9 protein-coding genes are annotated in these 15676 nt (G+C 68.2%); 8 read left to right on the top strand and 1 reads right to left on the bottom strand.

The features are described 5' to 3' along the window. Positions 1-133: 133 nt before the first annotated feature. From AC1DR6_RS14130 to trxA, 7 genes are all read left to right on the top strand, one after another. On the top strand, positions 134-2608 hold the full coding sequence (locus AC1DR6_RS14130) for a sensor histidine kinase (RefSeq protein WP_476829873.1): 2475 nt from the start codon (positions 134-136) through the stop codon (positions 2606-2608). Beyond that, positions 2605-4152, top strand: a complete 1548-nt coding sequence (gene tsaE / locus AC1DR6_RS14135; RefSeq protein WP_476829874.1) for a tRNA (adenosine(37)-N6)-threonylcarbamoyltransferase complex ATPase subunit type 1 TsaE — start codon at positions 2605-2607, stop codon at positions 4150-4152. The genes AC1DR6_RS14130 and tsaE overlap by 4 nt, the downstream gene beginning before the upstream one ends. Before the next feature lie 170 nt (positions 4153-4322). Next, positions 4323-5027 (top strand): nucleotidyltransferase family protein, encoded by a 705-nt coding sequence (locus tag AC1DR6_RS14140; protein ID WP_476829974.1) that lies wholly within the window; start codon positions 4323-4325, stop codon positions 5025-5027. Next, on the top strand, positions 5020-8130 hold the full coding sequence (addB, locus tag AC1DR6_RS14145; RefSeq protein ID WP_476829875.1) for a double-strand break repair protein AddB: 3111 nt from the start codon (positions 5020-5022) through the stop codon (positions 8128-8130). Before AC1DR6_RS14140 ends, addB begins: the two co-directional genes overlap by 8 nt. Further along, complete coding sequence (gene addA, locus AC1DR6_RS14150) at positions 8127-11621, top strand: double-strand break repair helicase AddA (RefSeq protein WP_476829876.1); 3495 nt, start codon at positions 8127-8129, stop codon at positions 11619-11621. Before addB ends, addA begins: the two co-directional genes overlap by 4 nt. Positions 11622-11624: 3 nt before the next feature. Beyond that, the gene (locus AC1DR6_RS14155) at positions 11625-12284 is read left to right on the top strand and encodes a DUF1345 domain-containing protein (RefSeq protein WP_476829877.1); all 660 of its coding nucleotides are present in this window, start codon (positions 11625-11627) and stop codon (positions 12282-12284) included. An 86-nt stretch (positions 12285-12370) separates the two neighbouring features. Continuing rightward, positions 12371-12724, top strand: coding sequence for a thioredoxin (trxA, locus tag AC1DR6_RS14160; RefSeq protein ID WP_476829975.1), 354 nt, complete (start codon positions 12371-12373; stop codon positions 12722-12724). 80 nt (positions 12725-12804) lie between these two features. Here the strand turns inward: trxA and AC1DR6_RS14165 are convergent, their stop codons facing one another. After that, positions 12805-13200 (bottom strand): DoxX family protein, encoded by a 396-nt coding sequence (locus tag AC1DR6_RS14165; RefSeq protein ID WP_476829878.1) that lies wholly within the window; start codon positions 13198-13200, stop codon positions 12805-12807. Positions 13201-13510: 310 nt separating this feature from the next. Between AC1DR6_RS14165 and AC1DR6_RS14170 the strand changes: the two genes are divergently transcribed. Beyond that, positions 13511-15676 carry a transglycosylase domain-containing protein gene (locus tag AC1DR6_RS14170; protein ID WP_476829879.1) on the top strand — a complete coding sequence of 722 codons (2166 nt, stop codon included), beginning with the start codon at positions 13511-13513 and terminating at the stop codon, positions 15674-15676.

The following is a 15676-nucleotide window of genomic DNA, read 5'->3' on the forward strand; positions in this document are numbered from 1 at the left end:
CTCTATGTGATTGGCGTAGTGGCGCACGTGTATCGGCGTCCGGAGAGGGTTTGACCCCGGCTCCGCGATGGCGATTCCGGGCGCGACGCGCGTGGATGATGCGCCTGACGGCGCGAGAGGCGGCAGACGCAGGATGACAGGCGCGAAGCGACAGACGAAGGATGGCGGCCGCCGACCGCGCATTCTTCTGCCGGCTGCCCTCACATTGGCGCCTCTCCCGGCTTTGGCCCAGCATAGCTGGCTGGTGCCGGTCAAAAGCGACCTGATGAACGCCGGTGCGCTCTCGCTGGTCTTCGCCGGCCTCACGGTTTTCGCCGCCACCACCTCCTTCGTCTATGTCCGCGAGCGGTCGCGCTGGCAGAAGCGCGAGGCCAAGCTCGCAGGCGATCTCGAGGCGGCGCGCAGCCATCAGGAGCGGCTTTCGATCCTGCTCGGTTCCGATCCGCAGGTGGTGGTGAGCTGGAGCGGGCGCGACGCGCAACCCGTCTTCGAGGGCGACAGCGGTTTTCTAGGCGCGCCCGGCGCTACTCTCGCTCTGGCCTATGGCAGCTGGGCCCCGCCGGCCGAGGCCAAGCGGCTGGAAGTCGCGACCGACGCCCTGAAGGATCGTGGCGAGGCCTTCAGCTTCACGCTGCGCAGCAAATCCGGGCCTTTCATCGATGTTCAGGGCCGCCCTGTGGCCGGCCGCGCGGTCATCCGTTTCCGCGAGGTGACCGGCGAGCGGGCCCAGGTGATGACCCTGCGCAGCGAGTTGGAGCGGCTGACGGGCGACCAGGCCGCCTTCTCCGGGCTGCTCGGAAGTCTGGCCCATCCAGCCTGGATGCGCGATGCCGACGGACGGCTGACCTGGGTCAACGCCGCCTATGCCCGGGCGGTCGAAGCCGCGGACGCGGCCAGCTGCATCAGGGCGGGACTGGAATTGCTCGACCGCAACGACCGGGACGGCGCCGCCCGCGCCCGGCGCCAGGGCAGCTCGTTTTCGCTGCGCACGCCTGCCGTCGTCGCGGGCCAGCGCCGCATGCTCGACGTGGTCGAATTGCCGACGCCGACCGGTTTCGCCGGTTTTGCCACCGATATGAGCGAGCTCGAGGCCGTCCGCGCCGATCTCCAGCGCCAGATGGACGCCCATGTCCGCACGCTCGACCGGCTGAAGACGGCGGTGGCCGTCTTCGACGGCTCGCAGCATCTTGCCTACCGCAACACCGGCTTCGAGGCGCTGTGGTCGCTCGACCCCGGTTTCCTCGACGGGCAGCCGACCGACGGCGAGATCCTCGACCGGCTCCGCTCCGAGCGGCGCCTGCCCGAACTCGGCGACTATCGCAGCTGGAAAGGCGCCGTCCATGCCGCCTATACCGCGACGCGGGCGAGCGAGGATTGGTGGTACTTGCCGGACGGGCGCACCATCCACGTCATCTCGAGCCCGAATCCGCAGGGCGGCGTCACTTATCTCTACGACGACGTCACCGAGCGCTTCACGCTGGAATCGCGCTTCAACGCGCTGATGCGCACGCAGCGGGAGACGCTGGATTCGCTCCGCGAGGGTGTCGCGGTGTTCGGCTCCGATGGCCGGCTGAAGCTGTCCAACCCCGCCTTCGCCCAGTCCTGGCGGATCGATTCAGGCCTGCTCGCCAGCGCCCCCCATGTCGAGCAGGTGGTCATGCTGTGCCGCCCGCTCTTTCCGGACGAGGACATCTGGCGCGAACTCGTCAGCGCCGTCACCGGCGTGCGCGATGCACGCGAAGAGTATCGCAGCCGCATCGAGCGCCGCGATGGCACGGTGCTCGATATCGCCACCGCGCCGCTCCCGGACGGCGCGACGCTGATCTCTTTCGCCGATGTCACCGCCAGCGTGAATGTCGAGCGTGCGCTGACCGAAAAGAACGACGCGCTGGAGCATGTCTCGCGGTTGCGCGAGGACTTCGTCCACCACGTCTCCTACGAGCTGCGCTCGCCCCTGACCAACATCATCGGCTTTGCCCAGTTGCTCGGCACCGAGACGGTCGGAGCGCTGAACGAGAAGCAGCGCGATTACACCGGCCATATCGTGCGTTCGTCGGGCGCACTGCTCGCCATCATCAACGACATCCTCGACCTCGCCAGCATCGACAATGGCGCGATGACGCTCGATGTCCACGACATCGATGTCGCCGATACCATCGCCGAAGCGTCCGCCGGACTGCATGACCGCCTGACCGACGGCAAGCTGACGCTCAAGGTCGAGATCGACCCGCGCACGGGGCCGTTTCAGGCGGACGGCAAGCGCCTGCGGCAGGTTTTGTTCAACCTGCTGTCCAACGCGATCGGCGTCTCATCGCCGGGCCAGACCGTCACTGTCAGTGCCGGCCGCCGCGGCAGCGATGTCCGGATTTCCGTGTCCGATCATGGTCCCGGCATCCCCGACGAGATCAAGGAAAAGGTCTTCGAGCGGTTCGAGAGCCACGCCCTCGGCTCGGGCCATCGTGGTGTCGGCCTCGGCTTGTCGATGGTGCGCTCGATCGTCGAGCTGCATGGCGGCCATGTCGAGCTCGAATCCGAGCCCGGCGAGGGCACCTGCGTCACGGCCGTCTTCCCGGCTCGCGGCATGCCGCTGTCGGACGCCGCCGAATGACCAGCGAGACGATGACGGCCGGGCAGCATCGGATGATGCTCGCCGATGAGGCGGCGACGATCAGGCTGGCGGCCGACATCGCCGCGATCGTCAAGCCGGGCGATATCGTCGCCCTGTCGGGACATCTCGGCGCGGGCAAATCGCTGTTCGCGCGTGCCATGTTGCGTGAATTGTCCGGCGATCCTGTCCTCGAGGCGCCGAGCCCGACCTTCACCCTGGTCCAGAGCTACGACACCCCGCGTGGCCCGGTGCTGCATGCCGATCTCTACCGTGTCCGTTCACCGGACGAACTCGACGACATCGGCCTGATCGAGGATATCGAGCAGGCGGTGCTTCTGGTCGAATGGCCCGACCGCGCCGGCACAAGGCTCGCTGCGGGCCGCAGGCTCGACATCGTGCTGGAGGTCGACCCCGATCGCCCGGAAACCGGCCGCATCGCCGATCTTTCGGGCGGCGTCCTCTGGAAACAGCGGGTCGCGATCGCGGTGGCGGCGCGACGTCTGATCGATGGGGCGGGTTGGGCCGGCGCCCGCCGCGACTTCATGTTGGGCGATGCCTCGACCCGCGCCTATGAACGGCTGACGCGCGGCGACGAGAAGACCGCCGTACTGATGATTTCGCCGCCGCGCCCCGATGGGCCGCCGATCCGCATGGGCAAATCCTATAGCGAGATCGCGCATCTGGCCGAGAACGTCGATGCGTTCGTCGCGATGGATCGCGGATTGCGCTCGCTCGGCTATTCCGCACCGGAGATTTACGCGCAGGATCTGGAAACCGGCCTTCTGCTGATCGAGGATCTCGGCGGGGAGGAGGTGCTCGATGCCGACCGCAACCCCATTTCCGAACGCTACGAGGCGTCCGCCCGCCTGCTCGCGGATCTGCATCGGCACACCTTGCCGGCGATCCTGCCGGTCGTCGAAGGGCGCGACCACACCATTCCGGACTATGATCGCCAGGCGATGGCAATCGAGACCGAGCTGATGCTCGACTGGTATGGCCCGCATATCGCCGGCGTGACCTTGCCGGCGGTGACGCAGGCCGAGTTCGGACGCATCTGGAACAAGCTTTTCGACGAGATCCTCGAAGCTCCGGCGACCTGGACCTTGCGCGACCTCCATTCGCCGAACCTGATCTGGCTCGACAGTCGTGAAGGGTTGGGCAAGGTCGGCCTGATCGATTTTCAGGATGCCCTGCTCGGCCACCCCGCCTACGACCTCGTCTCGCTCGGCCAGGATGCGCGGGTCGATGTGCCGGCCGCGCTCGAATTGCGGCTGTTGGCCGCCTACGGCTCCGCGCGCCGGACCGAGGCTCCCGACTTCGACCTCGCACAGTTTGCCCGCGCCTATGCGATCCTCGGCGCGCAGCGCAACACCAAGATCGCCGGCATCTTCGCCCGCCTCGACAAACGGGATGGCAAGCCCGGCTACCTCAAGCACCTGCCGCGCATCGAGACCTATCTGCGCCGCAACCTCGATCATCCTGCGCTGGCAGAGCTGAAGGGCTGGTACGAAGCCCATATGCCGAGGCTGTTCGAGGCGGGTTGAGAAAACCTCGCCGTCATGCTCGCCCTTGTGGCCATCCACGTCTTGAAAACCGCACTCGACCGGGGGAGTGGATGGTCGGGACAAGCCCGACCATGACGCGCTAAGACAAGCAGCCCCGCCTCGGAGAGATTCGCGTGAACCCACCCGCTTCGCAGCCGATCAGCAGGGCGATGGTTCTGGCGGCGGGGCTCGGCCAGCGCATGCGCCCGATCACCGACACCCTGCCGAAACCCCTGGTGAGGATCGCGGGCCGGGCCATGCTCGACCATATGCTCGACCGGCTGGCGGGTGCCGGCGTCGCGGACGCTATCGTCAACGTCCATCACCTCGCAGGGCAGGTCGAGGCCCATCTCGCCGGCCGCACCCGGCCTCGCATCACCATCTCGGACGAGCGGGCCGAACTGCTGGAAACCGGCGGCGGTGTAAAGAAGGCGCTGCCCTTTTTCGGTCGCGATCCCTTCTTCCATACCAACTCCGACGCGCTCTGGCGCGAGACCGGCGAGCCCGCGATCCCGGCGATGGCGAACGCCTGGGACCCGCAGCGCATGGACATTCTGCTTCTGCTCGCGGACCTCGACACCAGCCTCGGCTTCGATGGCGCCGGGGATTTCTTTCTCGGAGAGGATGGCGCGCTGACGCGCCGAGGCGCGGCCTCCCGTGCACCCTGGATCTATGCCGGCGTCGCCATCCTCAAACCCGAGCTGTTCGTGGATACGCCTGACGGGCCGTTCTCGCTCAACCTGCTGTTCGACCGCGCCATCGCCGCAGGACGGCTGTTCGGCGTGACGCTGGAGGGCCGCTGGCTGCATGTCGGCACGCCCGAAGCGATCTCTCCGGCCGAAGCAGTGCTCTCCGTTCAGCCGGTCGATGCCTGAACTCAACCTCTTCAACATCCCTGCCGGTGCGCCTTTTCTCGAGGTGCTGGCGCAGGCGATGCTCGATGGCCGCTTTGGGGCGGTATACGACCCGGCCGATCCGGCCGCGATGGCGCGTGCCACGCTTTATCTGCCAACGCGTCGCGCCGCCCGCGCCTTCACCGCGATCCTCGCGGAAAAGCTCGGCGGCAAGCCGTTGCTGCTGCCGCGTATCGTCCCGCTCGGCGATGTCGACGAGGCCGAAACCGCGCTGATCGGGGCCGGCGGCTGGGCGACCGATCGGGTCGCGCCCATCGAACCGCTGCGGCGGCGCCTGTTGCTGACCCGGCTGGTCGAGGCCTGGGGCCGCACCGCCAACCGCAACCATCTCAGGCTTGACCCGTCCGAGCCCGCGCTGGTTCCCGCGACCCTTGCGGATGCCTATGCGCTCGCCGGCGATCTGGCGGCCCTGCTCGATCAGCTGCAGACGGAAAGCATCCCCGTCGAAAGGCTGGCAGTGCTCGATGCGCAGCGCTTCGATACGGTCTGGCAGCTCAATGCGAGTTTCCTGGCCATTCTCGGCGAGGCCTGGTCGTCCATCCTCGATGCGGAGGGCGCCTGCGACCCTGCCACGTTCCGTAATCGCATGCTCGCCGCCGAGCGCGAAAGGCTTCTGGCCGGCGGCGCGAAGGGACCGATCATCGCGGCGGGTTCGACCGGCACCGTGCCGGCCACAGCCGAACTGCTGGCCGCCATCGTGCGCCTGCCGCAAGGCGCGGTGGTCCTGCCCGGGCTCGATCTTGCGCTGCCCGAGCGGGCCTGGACGGCGATCCGCACCGAACCCGCGCCCTCGCACCCGCAGGCGGCGCTGCATCACCTGATGGATGTCTTGCAGGCGACACGCGACGACGTGCGCGAACTGGCGCAGCCGGATGAGGCGCGGACCGCCCGCGCCGACCTCGTGCGCGAAGCGATGCTGCCGGCTTCCGTCACTGAACTCTGGGCCGGCCTCTCGGAACGCCTGCCGTCGCAGCGGGCCGAGCTGGCCCTGCACGATCTGCGCATCGTCGAGGCGGCCGATGAGCGCGAGGAAGCGCTCACGATCGCGGTCGCCTTGCGCGAGGCGCTGGAGCAGCCAGGCGCGCGCGTCGCCCTGGTCACGCCTGACCGGGGGCTTGCCGAGCGCGTCGTCGTGGAGCTGAAGCGCTGGAACGTCGAAGTCGACGATTCCGCCGGCCTGCCGCTGGGACGCTGGCCGGCCGGCTCCTTGCTGCGCCTGGTCGTCGATGCAGCGCTGGCGCAAATGGCGCCGGGCGCCCTCGTTCCGCTGCTGGCGCATCCGCTCTGCCGGCTCGGCTTGAGCCGCGAGGCAGTGCTGCGCGGCGCGGCTGCGCTGGAGATCGGCTGCTGGCGCGGCAATGCTGTCGGCAAAGGCCTGGCCGGGCTGCATGTCGCGCTCGGCCAATGGGATACGATGCGAGAGGGGCGACACGTCCCGGCGCCACGCGCCCGCCTGGCGACGGAGGATCGTGCCGCCGCCACGACGCTGCTGCATGCCATCGAGGCCGCGACGGCACCGCTTCTCGAAGCGCTTTTCCTGGAAGAGCCTTCGCTGGCGAGCGTGGCAAGCGCCGCCCGCCGGGCTGTCGAGGCCTTCGGCGCAACGCAGGCGGGCGGCTCGCTCGCCTTCGTCGGGCCCGATGGCGAGGCGCTAGCGGGTCTCTTCGACGAGCTTGCCGCCGCCGAGGACGCGATGCCGCCGGGCGGACGTCCGCAGGATCTCGTCGCGATCCTCGACGGGTTGCTGAACGAAAAGGCGGTCAGGCGCGCCAGCTCCGCCCATCCCCGCGTCGCGATCTGGGGTCTGCTCGAAGCGCGCCTGCTGGAGGCCGACCATGTCGTGCTCGGGGGCCTGAACGAAACGGTGTGGCCGCCGCAGACGACGACCGATGCCTTCATCAACCGCCCGATGCGCGCCGAACTCGGCCTGTCTCCGCCGGAGCGCCGTATCGGCCAGACAGCACATGATTTCGCCCAAGCGCTGATGGCGCGCTCGGTGACGCTGACCCGGCCGCGCAAAGCCGGCGAGTCCGAGACGATCGCCTCTCGCTTCTGGCAGCGCCTCCAGGCTGTGACGCCGGCTCCGGTCTGGCAGGAGGCTTTGGCGCGCGGCGAGCATTTGCGGCGGCTGGCCGCCCTGCTCAGCGCCCCCACGGACGCCAAACCCGTAGGCCGCCCCGCCCCCCGTCCGCCGCGCGAACTCCAGCCGCTTTCGCTCAGCGTGACCGAGGTCGAGACGCTCTATCGCGACCCCTACCAGATCCATGCCCGCAAGATCCTGAAGCTCGACGCGCTCGACGACCTCGTCGAGGAGCCGACGGCGCAGGATCGCGGCAAGCTTCTGCACGGTATCGTCGAGACCTTCACGACGACCTATTCCGATCATCTCCCGGCCGACGCGCAAGCGCAGATCGTCGCGATGGGGGACCGTCTTTTCCGCGAATACGACGACGTGCCGGAGGTGAGAGCTTTCTGGTGGCCGCGTTTCCTGCTGACGGCGGGGCATTTCGTGCGTTGGGAAGAGCGTCGCCGCGGCGAGATCGCCCGCATCGGCGTCGAACTTGGCACCGGCGCAAGTTTCAGGCTGAGCGACGGCAACGAATTGCGGCTGCACGGCCGGGCCGATCGCATCGAGCTGACCCGCGAGCCCAGCTTGCGCATCGTCGATTTCAAGACGGGCGCGCCACCGACCAAGGCGCAGGTCGAGAAGGGCTTTGCCCCGCAGCTCACTCTTGAGGCCGAGCTGGCGGCGCGCGCCGGCTTCAAGGGCCTCGCCGGGCCGACGCCTGTGTCCGGTGTGATCTACATGAAGCTGCATCATGACCCGAAGGGCTGGGCCAAGGACAAGCCGCTCGATTTCGGCGAGGAGAGTCTCGCCGATGTCGCCGCGCGCCACCTCGAGAACCTGCTGAAGCACATCGAGGCGCTGCGCGCCGGCCGCGAAGCGTTCGTCTCGCGCCGGGCACCGGATTATATCCGCTACGCCAGCCCTTACGACCACCTCGCGCGCGTCAAGGAGTGGTCGGCCGCGCCCGGTGGCGGCGATGAAGGCGGCGAGACATGAAGCCGGACTGGAACGTCCCGCCGCTGACCAGCCAGCGCCAGGCCCGCGCGGCCGAACCGCAGCTTTCCGCCTGGGTCTCGGCCAATGCCGGTTCCGGCAAGACCTATGTGCTGGTCAACCGGGTTTTGCGGCTGCTGCTGGACGATGTCGCGCCCGGCCGGATGCTCTGCATCACCTACACCAAGGCCGCCGCCGCCAACATGGCGAACCGCATCTTCAAGGCGCTGGGCGATTGGGCGACCATGCCCGAGCCCGCGCTGACCGAGGCGCTGGCGAGGCTCACCGGACGGGCGCCGACGCAATCCGAGCGCGCCAAGGCGCGACGCCTGTTCGCGGAATCGCTGGAGACCCCGGGCGGCTTGAGGATCGAGACGATCCACGCGTTCTGCACCCGCGTCCTGCAGGCCGCGCCGTTCGAGGCGAACGTGCCACCGCGCTTCGAGGTGGCGGACGATCTGGCCCAGGCGCAGATGCTGCGCGAGGCGCGCCGCGAGCTGCTCGCACTCGTCACGGCCGACCCACGTGGCGCCGAGGCGCAGGCGCTGGATTTGCTGGCACGGCTCGCCGCGCAGGATTCCTTCGAGACCATGGTGCAGGAGGCGCTGCGGCAGCGCGCTTTGTTCAACGATGAGAACGGGCGCGCGCGCGATCCTCGCGAGGTGCGTGCCGGCATTGCCGCCGTTCTCGGCATTCCCGCCGATCTCGACGCCGACAGCATCAATCGGTCGTTCCGCCGCGGGCTGGCGGCATTGCCCAATCTGCCTTTGCTGGTCGATGCGCTGCAGGCCGGGAGCACCACGCGGCAGAACTGCGCCGCCAATCTGCGTGCGCTCCTTGCCGGGCAGGACGATGGCGACCCCGTCGCGTTCTGCCGGCGCGGCCTGATCACGGATGCCGGCACGATCAACAGCAACATCCGGGGCCGCGGCAAATCGGAGCTGGAAGGTGCGCCGCTGCTCGCGCTGGAGGCCTTGGCGGAACTGGTCCTGACTGCCGGCGAGCGCCTGAACGCGGTCGCGATCCGCGATCGCAGCGCAGCGCTCGCGCTGCTGGTGACGCGAATGCTCGCCTCCTACCAGCGTCAGAAGAGCCTGCGTTCCCTGCTGGACTACGACGACCTGATCGCCAAGACGCGGGCGCTTCTGGAGCGGGTCGAGGCCGCCTGGGTGCTCTACAAGCTGGATGCCGGCATCGACCACATCTTGCTCGACGAGGCGCAGGACACCGGCGAGGCGCAATGGGCGATCCTGCGCAAGCTCGCGGAGGAGTTCACCAGCGGCGGCGATATCCGCGAGAAACCGCGCACGATCTTCGTCGTCGGCGACGAAAAACAGTCGATCTACGGCTTCCAGGGCGCGGCGCCGGCTGCCTTCGGCGAGGAGCGGCACGCTCTTGAGCGGCGGGTCGCCGATGCCCGGCTCGATTTCGAGGCCATTACGCTCAACACCTCCTTCCGCTCGGCCCCCGACATCATGCGGGCGGTCGATGCCGTCTTCGCCTTGCCGGAGAATGCGAGCGGGCTGGTCTTCGACGGCGCTGGCCGGCCGGAGTTGCATGACACGGTGCGTCGCGGCGCACCCGGCACCGTCGATATCTGGCCGTTGGCCGCCAACGATACGGGCGAGCCGCCCGATGCCTGGACGACGCCGGTCGATGCGCCGGAGCGGCGCAGCGGCATCGTCAAGCTGGCGGAGCGCATCGCCCGAACGCTGCAGCGCTGGCACCGCACCGGCCGCGACGACCGTGGCCATCCGTTCAAGGCCGGCGACGTCATGATCCTGCTGCGCCAGCGCGGGGCGTTGTTCGAGGCCATCGTCAAGGCGCTGAAGGATGCCGGCGTGCCCGTGGCCGGCCGCGATCGGCTGACATTGGCCGAGCACCCGGCGGTCGAGGATCTGATGGTGCTGGGCCGCACGCTGCTTCTGCCGGATGATGATCTGGCGCTCGCGACCGCGCTGAAGACGCCGTTGATCGACCTGAACGATGACGATCTGCTGCGTCTCGCGCCGCTGCGCACCGGCTCCTTGCGACAGGCCTTGCAGGATGCCGCTGCGACGGAGCCGCGCTATGCCGCAGCCGAGGAGAAGCTCGTCGCCTGGACGCGCGAGGCCGGGCGCTGCGGCCCGTTCCGCTTCTATGCCGATCTGCTCGGGCCGGGCAGGGGCCGCAATCTCGCGCTCTCACGGCTCGGCGCCGAGGCGGGAGATGCGCTCGACGCCTTCCTCAACGTCGCGCTCGATCATGAACGACGCTATGGCCCTTCGCTCGCGGGCTTCCTCCAGCATGTCGGCGGCAGCGCCACCGATGTGAAGCGGGACCTGTCGGCTAGCGCCGGCGAGGTGCGCGTCATGACTGTGCATGGCTCGAAAGGGCTGGAAGCGCGCATCGTCATCCTGGCCGATCTCGGCCCCGAGCCCGGCCCCAAGCGCTTGCCCAAGATCTTGGCCGTCCCCGAGCCGCGCGGCTCGCTGGTGCCGATCTGGCCGCCGGCGAGCGCCGAGGACACGGCCGCGACCCACGACGCCAAGGCTTTGGTGGTCACGCAGATGGTCGAGGAGCACCACCGCCTGCTTTATGTCGCGATGACCCGCGCCGAGGACCGGCTGATCGTCTGCGCGTCTCAGGCCAAGGGCGAGGCGCCGGCGGGGAGCTGGTATGCGATGGTGACGGAGGGCCTCGCGGCCTCGGAGCCCGGCCTGCAGGCGATTGGCGAGGGCGAGGAGGCGATCCTGCGCTTCAGCGTGACCGCGCCTGCCATGTCCATCGAGCCGGACGAACCGCGACCGGAAGCCTCGATGCTCGTGGTGCCGGCATGGCTGGATGTGCCGCTGGAGCGCGAGGTCGAGCCCGCCCCGCCGCTGCGCCCCTCGGGCGCGTTCGCCGCCGCCGATGGCGAGGACCGCCCCGGCGACGGACCTTTCCTCGCCGAAGCGGCGGCGGCCGGGCGGCTTGCGCATCTGCTGCTCCAGATCCTGCCGGAGGTGCCGGCCAAGCATCGTGCGCAGGCCGCGTACAGTCTCGCTGAGGCGCGCGGTCGCACCCTGCCGCCGGATCGGCGCGGTCGGATCGTCGCCGATGCCTTGCGTCTGCTCGGCGAGCCGCTGCTGGTGGCGCTGTTCGGTGCCGGCGCGCTGGCAGAAGCCCCCGTCGCCGGCGAGATCGCTCTGCCGGATGGCAGCCGGCGGGCCGTCTCGGGCCGGATCGACCGTCTCGCCATCCTGCCCGACAGCGTCATCATCGCCGATTTCAAGACGACGGCGCGCCCGCCTGCCCGGTCCGACGATATTCCGCCGCAGACGGTGGCGCAGCTCGCGGCCTATGCCGAACTGGTGCAGGCGATCTATCCCGACAGGCCCGTCCGGGCGCTCGCGGTCTACACCGCCGATCTGAGCTGTTTCGAACTCGACGCCGGCCAGCGTCAGGTTGCGCTGACGGCTTTGGCGGCGCAGGACCGCGGAACGATCTCTTACTCACCGCCGGAACGGGTTTAAGCCATGAGACTGTTTCCCCGCTCGCTGCTGGTGCGCCCCCGACTGTTGATTGCGTTGGGTGCGCTGGCTGTTCTGGCGCTGCTGTTGCCGGGAGACTGGCGCTGGGCCACGCGCCTGCTGGTCGCCTGGAACGCTGGCGCGATCCTCTATCTCGTGCTGCTTTCGACCACGATGTTCACGGAGACCACCGACCAGATCCGGGCGCGCGCCGAGCAGCAGGACGAAGGCGCCCTTGCGATCCTGATCATCGCCAGCTTGGCCGTCACGATGAGCCTTGTTGCCATCGCGGTGCAGTTCGCCGGGCTCTCGACTGTTCCGGCCGACCAGAAATGGATGCACCTCGCGCTGGGCGGCGTCACCGTGCTGTGCTCCTGGACGCTGCTGCACGCCTTTTTTACGATGCACTATGCCGGCAGCTATTATCGCGGCGGCGGGAAGGAGCCTTGCCTCGATTTCCCCGGCGAAGGCGACCCGAACTATCTCGACTTCCTGTATTTCTCCTACACGGTCGGCTGCACCTCGCAGACCTCGGATGTCGGCGTGACGACGCGCCAGGCGCGCGGCGTGGTGCTGTTGCACTCGATCCTCGCCTTCCTCTTCAACACCTCGATCCTGGCGTTCGGCATCAATGTCGGGGCGAGCCTGGTGTCCGGCGGGTCATGACCGTCGCGCCTTGCGCCTCCGCCCTGCGGGCCACGCGCCTTGACCGAAGCGGCAGGCGTTCATAGCTTCGCTGGCGAAGGGCGGCCCTGCCGTCCGCTGCAAATCGAAAGGCGCCAGCCATGGCCACCAACAAGGTAACCGACCAGAGCTTCGAGGCCGATGTGCTGAAGTCGACCGAGCCGGTCGTCGTCGATTTCTGGGCCGAATGGTGCGGCCCCTGCCGTATGATCGGCCCGGCGCTCGAGGAGATCGCGACCGAGCTCAACGGCAAGGTCAAGATTGTCAAGATGAACGTCGACGAGAATCAGCAGATCCCGGCGCAGTTCGGCATCCGCTCGATCCCCACGCTGATGCTGTTCAAGGACGGCAAGCTCGCCTCGCAGAAGGTCGGCGCCGCCCCCAAGAGCGATCTCTCGCGCTGGATTTCCGCCGCCGTCTGATCCGGCAGCCGATATTCGACAAAAAAGGCCCGCTTCCGTGAGGAAGCGGGCCTTTTTGATTCAGGGCTGATCTCGCCGCGTCAGATGCGGCTGTGCCGATCGATCGCGAAGGCGCCGGCACCGGCGAAGACGAGATAAAGGAAGACGAAGCAGAACAGGATCGCCGCGTCGCCGCCGTTCAGCACGGGGAAGGGGCTCTTCGGCGCATGCGCCATCCAGTAGGCGACAGCCATCTGGCCGGACAGGATGAAGGCGACGATTCGGGTCTGGAAGCCGACGAGCACGAGCAGGCCGCCGACCAGCTCGATGACACCCGCGAACCAGAAGAAGGTCATCGCGGGGGGCAGGCCGCCACCGGCGGGGGGAGCCGGGAAGCCGAACAGCTTCTGCACGCCATGGGCGAGAAAGAGCAACGCGGTAACGATCCGCAGCAGGGCCAGAACCTGCGGCTGGTAGCGATTAAGGGAAGTCAGCATCAAAAATCCTCAGTTGCAGAAGGCGGTGGATCGTGTCCTGCGCGTTTCCTGGCCGCTTCGTGGCAGGCCCGGCGATTTTGCGCAATATCCGAGGCCGGCCATGTCCACATTGCGGATTTGCAAGATCGATCACGTTCGCGCGACGTCTGTGGCAACCATGCCGCGAACCAGGCTTTACGAACCCTTAAAAGCGCCATGTTTAAATCCCCTCTGACCTGGCTGCCCAAAGGGCGGCTGGAGCCGGATCCGACGGGTGGGCAAACCCGGTCGGCAAGTCCGTTTCAGATGTTCTGATGGCGAACGGGACGGGATGAACGACCGGACTTCACGAGGCGAGCGGCGCGAGCCCTCCTTTGGCTTTGAGCGCGGCGCAAGCCGCGACGACGGTGACATGCGCCTTTCAGCAGACGATCGCACGACCCCCTTTCGCGCCGCGCCTGCCAGGCCCGAGCCAGAGCGGCAACTGCGCAATCCTCCCCCTAAGCGTAGCGGCAATGGTGGTGGTGGCGGCGGCAAAAACGGTGGCAAGCGCCGCAGGCGCCGCCGCTCGCTCTTCGGCGGCCTGATCTACTGGACGATGGTGCTTGGCATCTGGTGCGTGATTGGGCTCGGCGGCATCGTCGCCTATTACGCCTCGCAGCTGCCGCCGATCAGCCAGCTGACCGTACCGAAACGGCCACCGAACATCGCGATCCTCGCCGCCGACGGCTCGCTCCTCGCCAATCGCGGCGAGACAGGCGGGCGCACCATCACCATCGGCGAAGTCCCGCCCTATCTGCCCAAGGCGTTCGTGGCGATCGAGGACCGGCGGTTCTACGACCATTTCGGCATCGATCCCGTCGGTCTGGCGCGCGCCGTCGTCAACAATCTGCGCCGCCGCGGCGGTGTCCAGGGCGGCTCGACGCTGACTCAGCAGCTCGCCAAGAACCTTTTCCTCACGCAGGAGCGGACCGCCTCCCGCAAGATTCAGGAGGCCATTCTCGCGCTGTGGCTGGAGCGGACCTACAGCAAGGACCAGATCCTCGAACTCTATCTCAACCGCGTTTATTTCGGCTCGGGCGCCTATGGCGTCGAGGCTGCGGCGCAGCGCTACTTCAACAAATCGGCGCGCTCGGTGACGATCGCGGAGGCGGCGATGCTGGCCGGCCTCGTCCAGGCTCCGTCGCGGCTGGCGCCCAACCGCAACCCCGATCTCGCCGAAAAGCGCGCCCAGCTCGTCATCGCCGCGATGGTCGATCAGGGCTTCATCACGCAGGACGCCGCCAAGACGGCGCTGACCGCGCCGGCCGAAGTGCCCGAACGCACCGGCGCGGGCTCGGTCAACTATGCCGCCGATTACGTCATGGATGTGCTCGATGACTTCATCGGGGCGGTCGAGGGTGACGTTACGGTGCTGACCACGATCGATTCCCGGCTTCAATCCTCGGCCGAGACCACGCTGGTCGATGCGCTCTCGGCCCAAGGTTCCAAGCTCCACGCCTCGCAGGGTGCTGTCGTTTCGCTGGCACCGGACGGTGCCATCCGCGCGCTCATCGGCGGCCGCGATTACACCAAGAGCCAGTTCAATCGCGCCACGTCCGCGCGCCGGCAGCCCGGCTCCTCCTTCAAGCCCTTCGTCTACCTGACCGCGATGGACAAGGGCCTGACGCCCGACACCATCCGCGACGACGCCCCGGTCTCGATCAAGGGGTGGGAGCCTGAGAACTATTCGCGCAGCTATCGCGGGCCGGTGACGCTGGCGACGGCAATGCAGCACTCGCTCAACACGGTCGCGGCGCGGCTGATCCAGGAGGTCACGCCGAAGGAGGTCGTCCGCACCGCCCAGCGGCTCGGCATCTCATCCGCATTGCAGCCGAATCTGTCGCTGGCGCTGGGGACGTCCGAGGTGACCCCGCTGGAGATGACGGCGGCCTACGCCACCTTCGCCAATGGCGGACAATCCGTGCTGCCCTATGTCATTCGGGAAGTGCGCCAGACCAACGGCAAGGTGGTCTACGCACGCAAGGCGGGCGGCCTCGGCCAGGTCATCCAGCCGCAGCAGCTGGCGATGATGGACACCATGTTCAACGGCGTGATGAACGGCGGCACCGGCAGCAAGTTCAACATTCCCGGCTGGCAGGTCGGCGGCAAGTCCGGCACGACGCAGGATTTCCGCGATGCCTGGTTCGTCGGCTTCACCGCCAAGCTCGTCACTGCCGTCTGGGTCGGCAACGACGACAACTCCAACATGAGGCGCGTCACCGGCAGCGGCCTGCCCGGCGAGATCTGGGGCAAGTACATGAAGGCCGCCCATGCCGGCTCGCAGCCGATCCCGCTGCCCGGTGGCTTCTGGCAGGGCGCACCAAGGCCGCTCGATACAGGCGCGCCGGTCGCCGATGCGCGCCAGCCGAACGAGGCGCCGTCGAGCGGCGACAGGGCCTGGGTGCCGCCCCCGCCGCAGGAGAAGAACTTCCTGGAGCGGCTTTTCGGCGGCTGA

Source organism: Allobosea sp. P5_A5 (genome assembly GCF_056400625.1).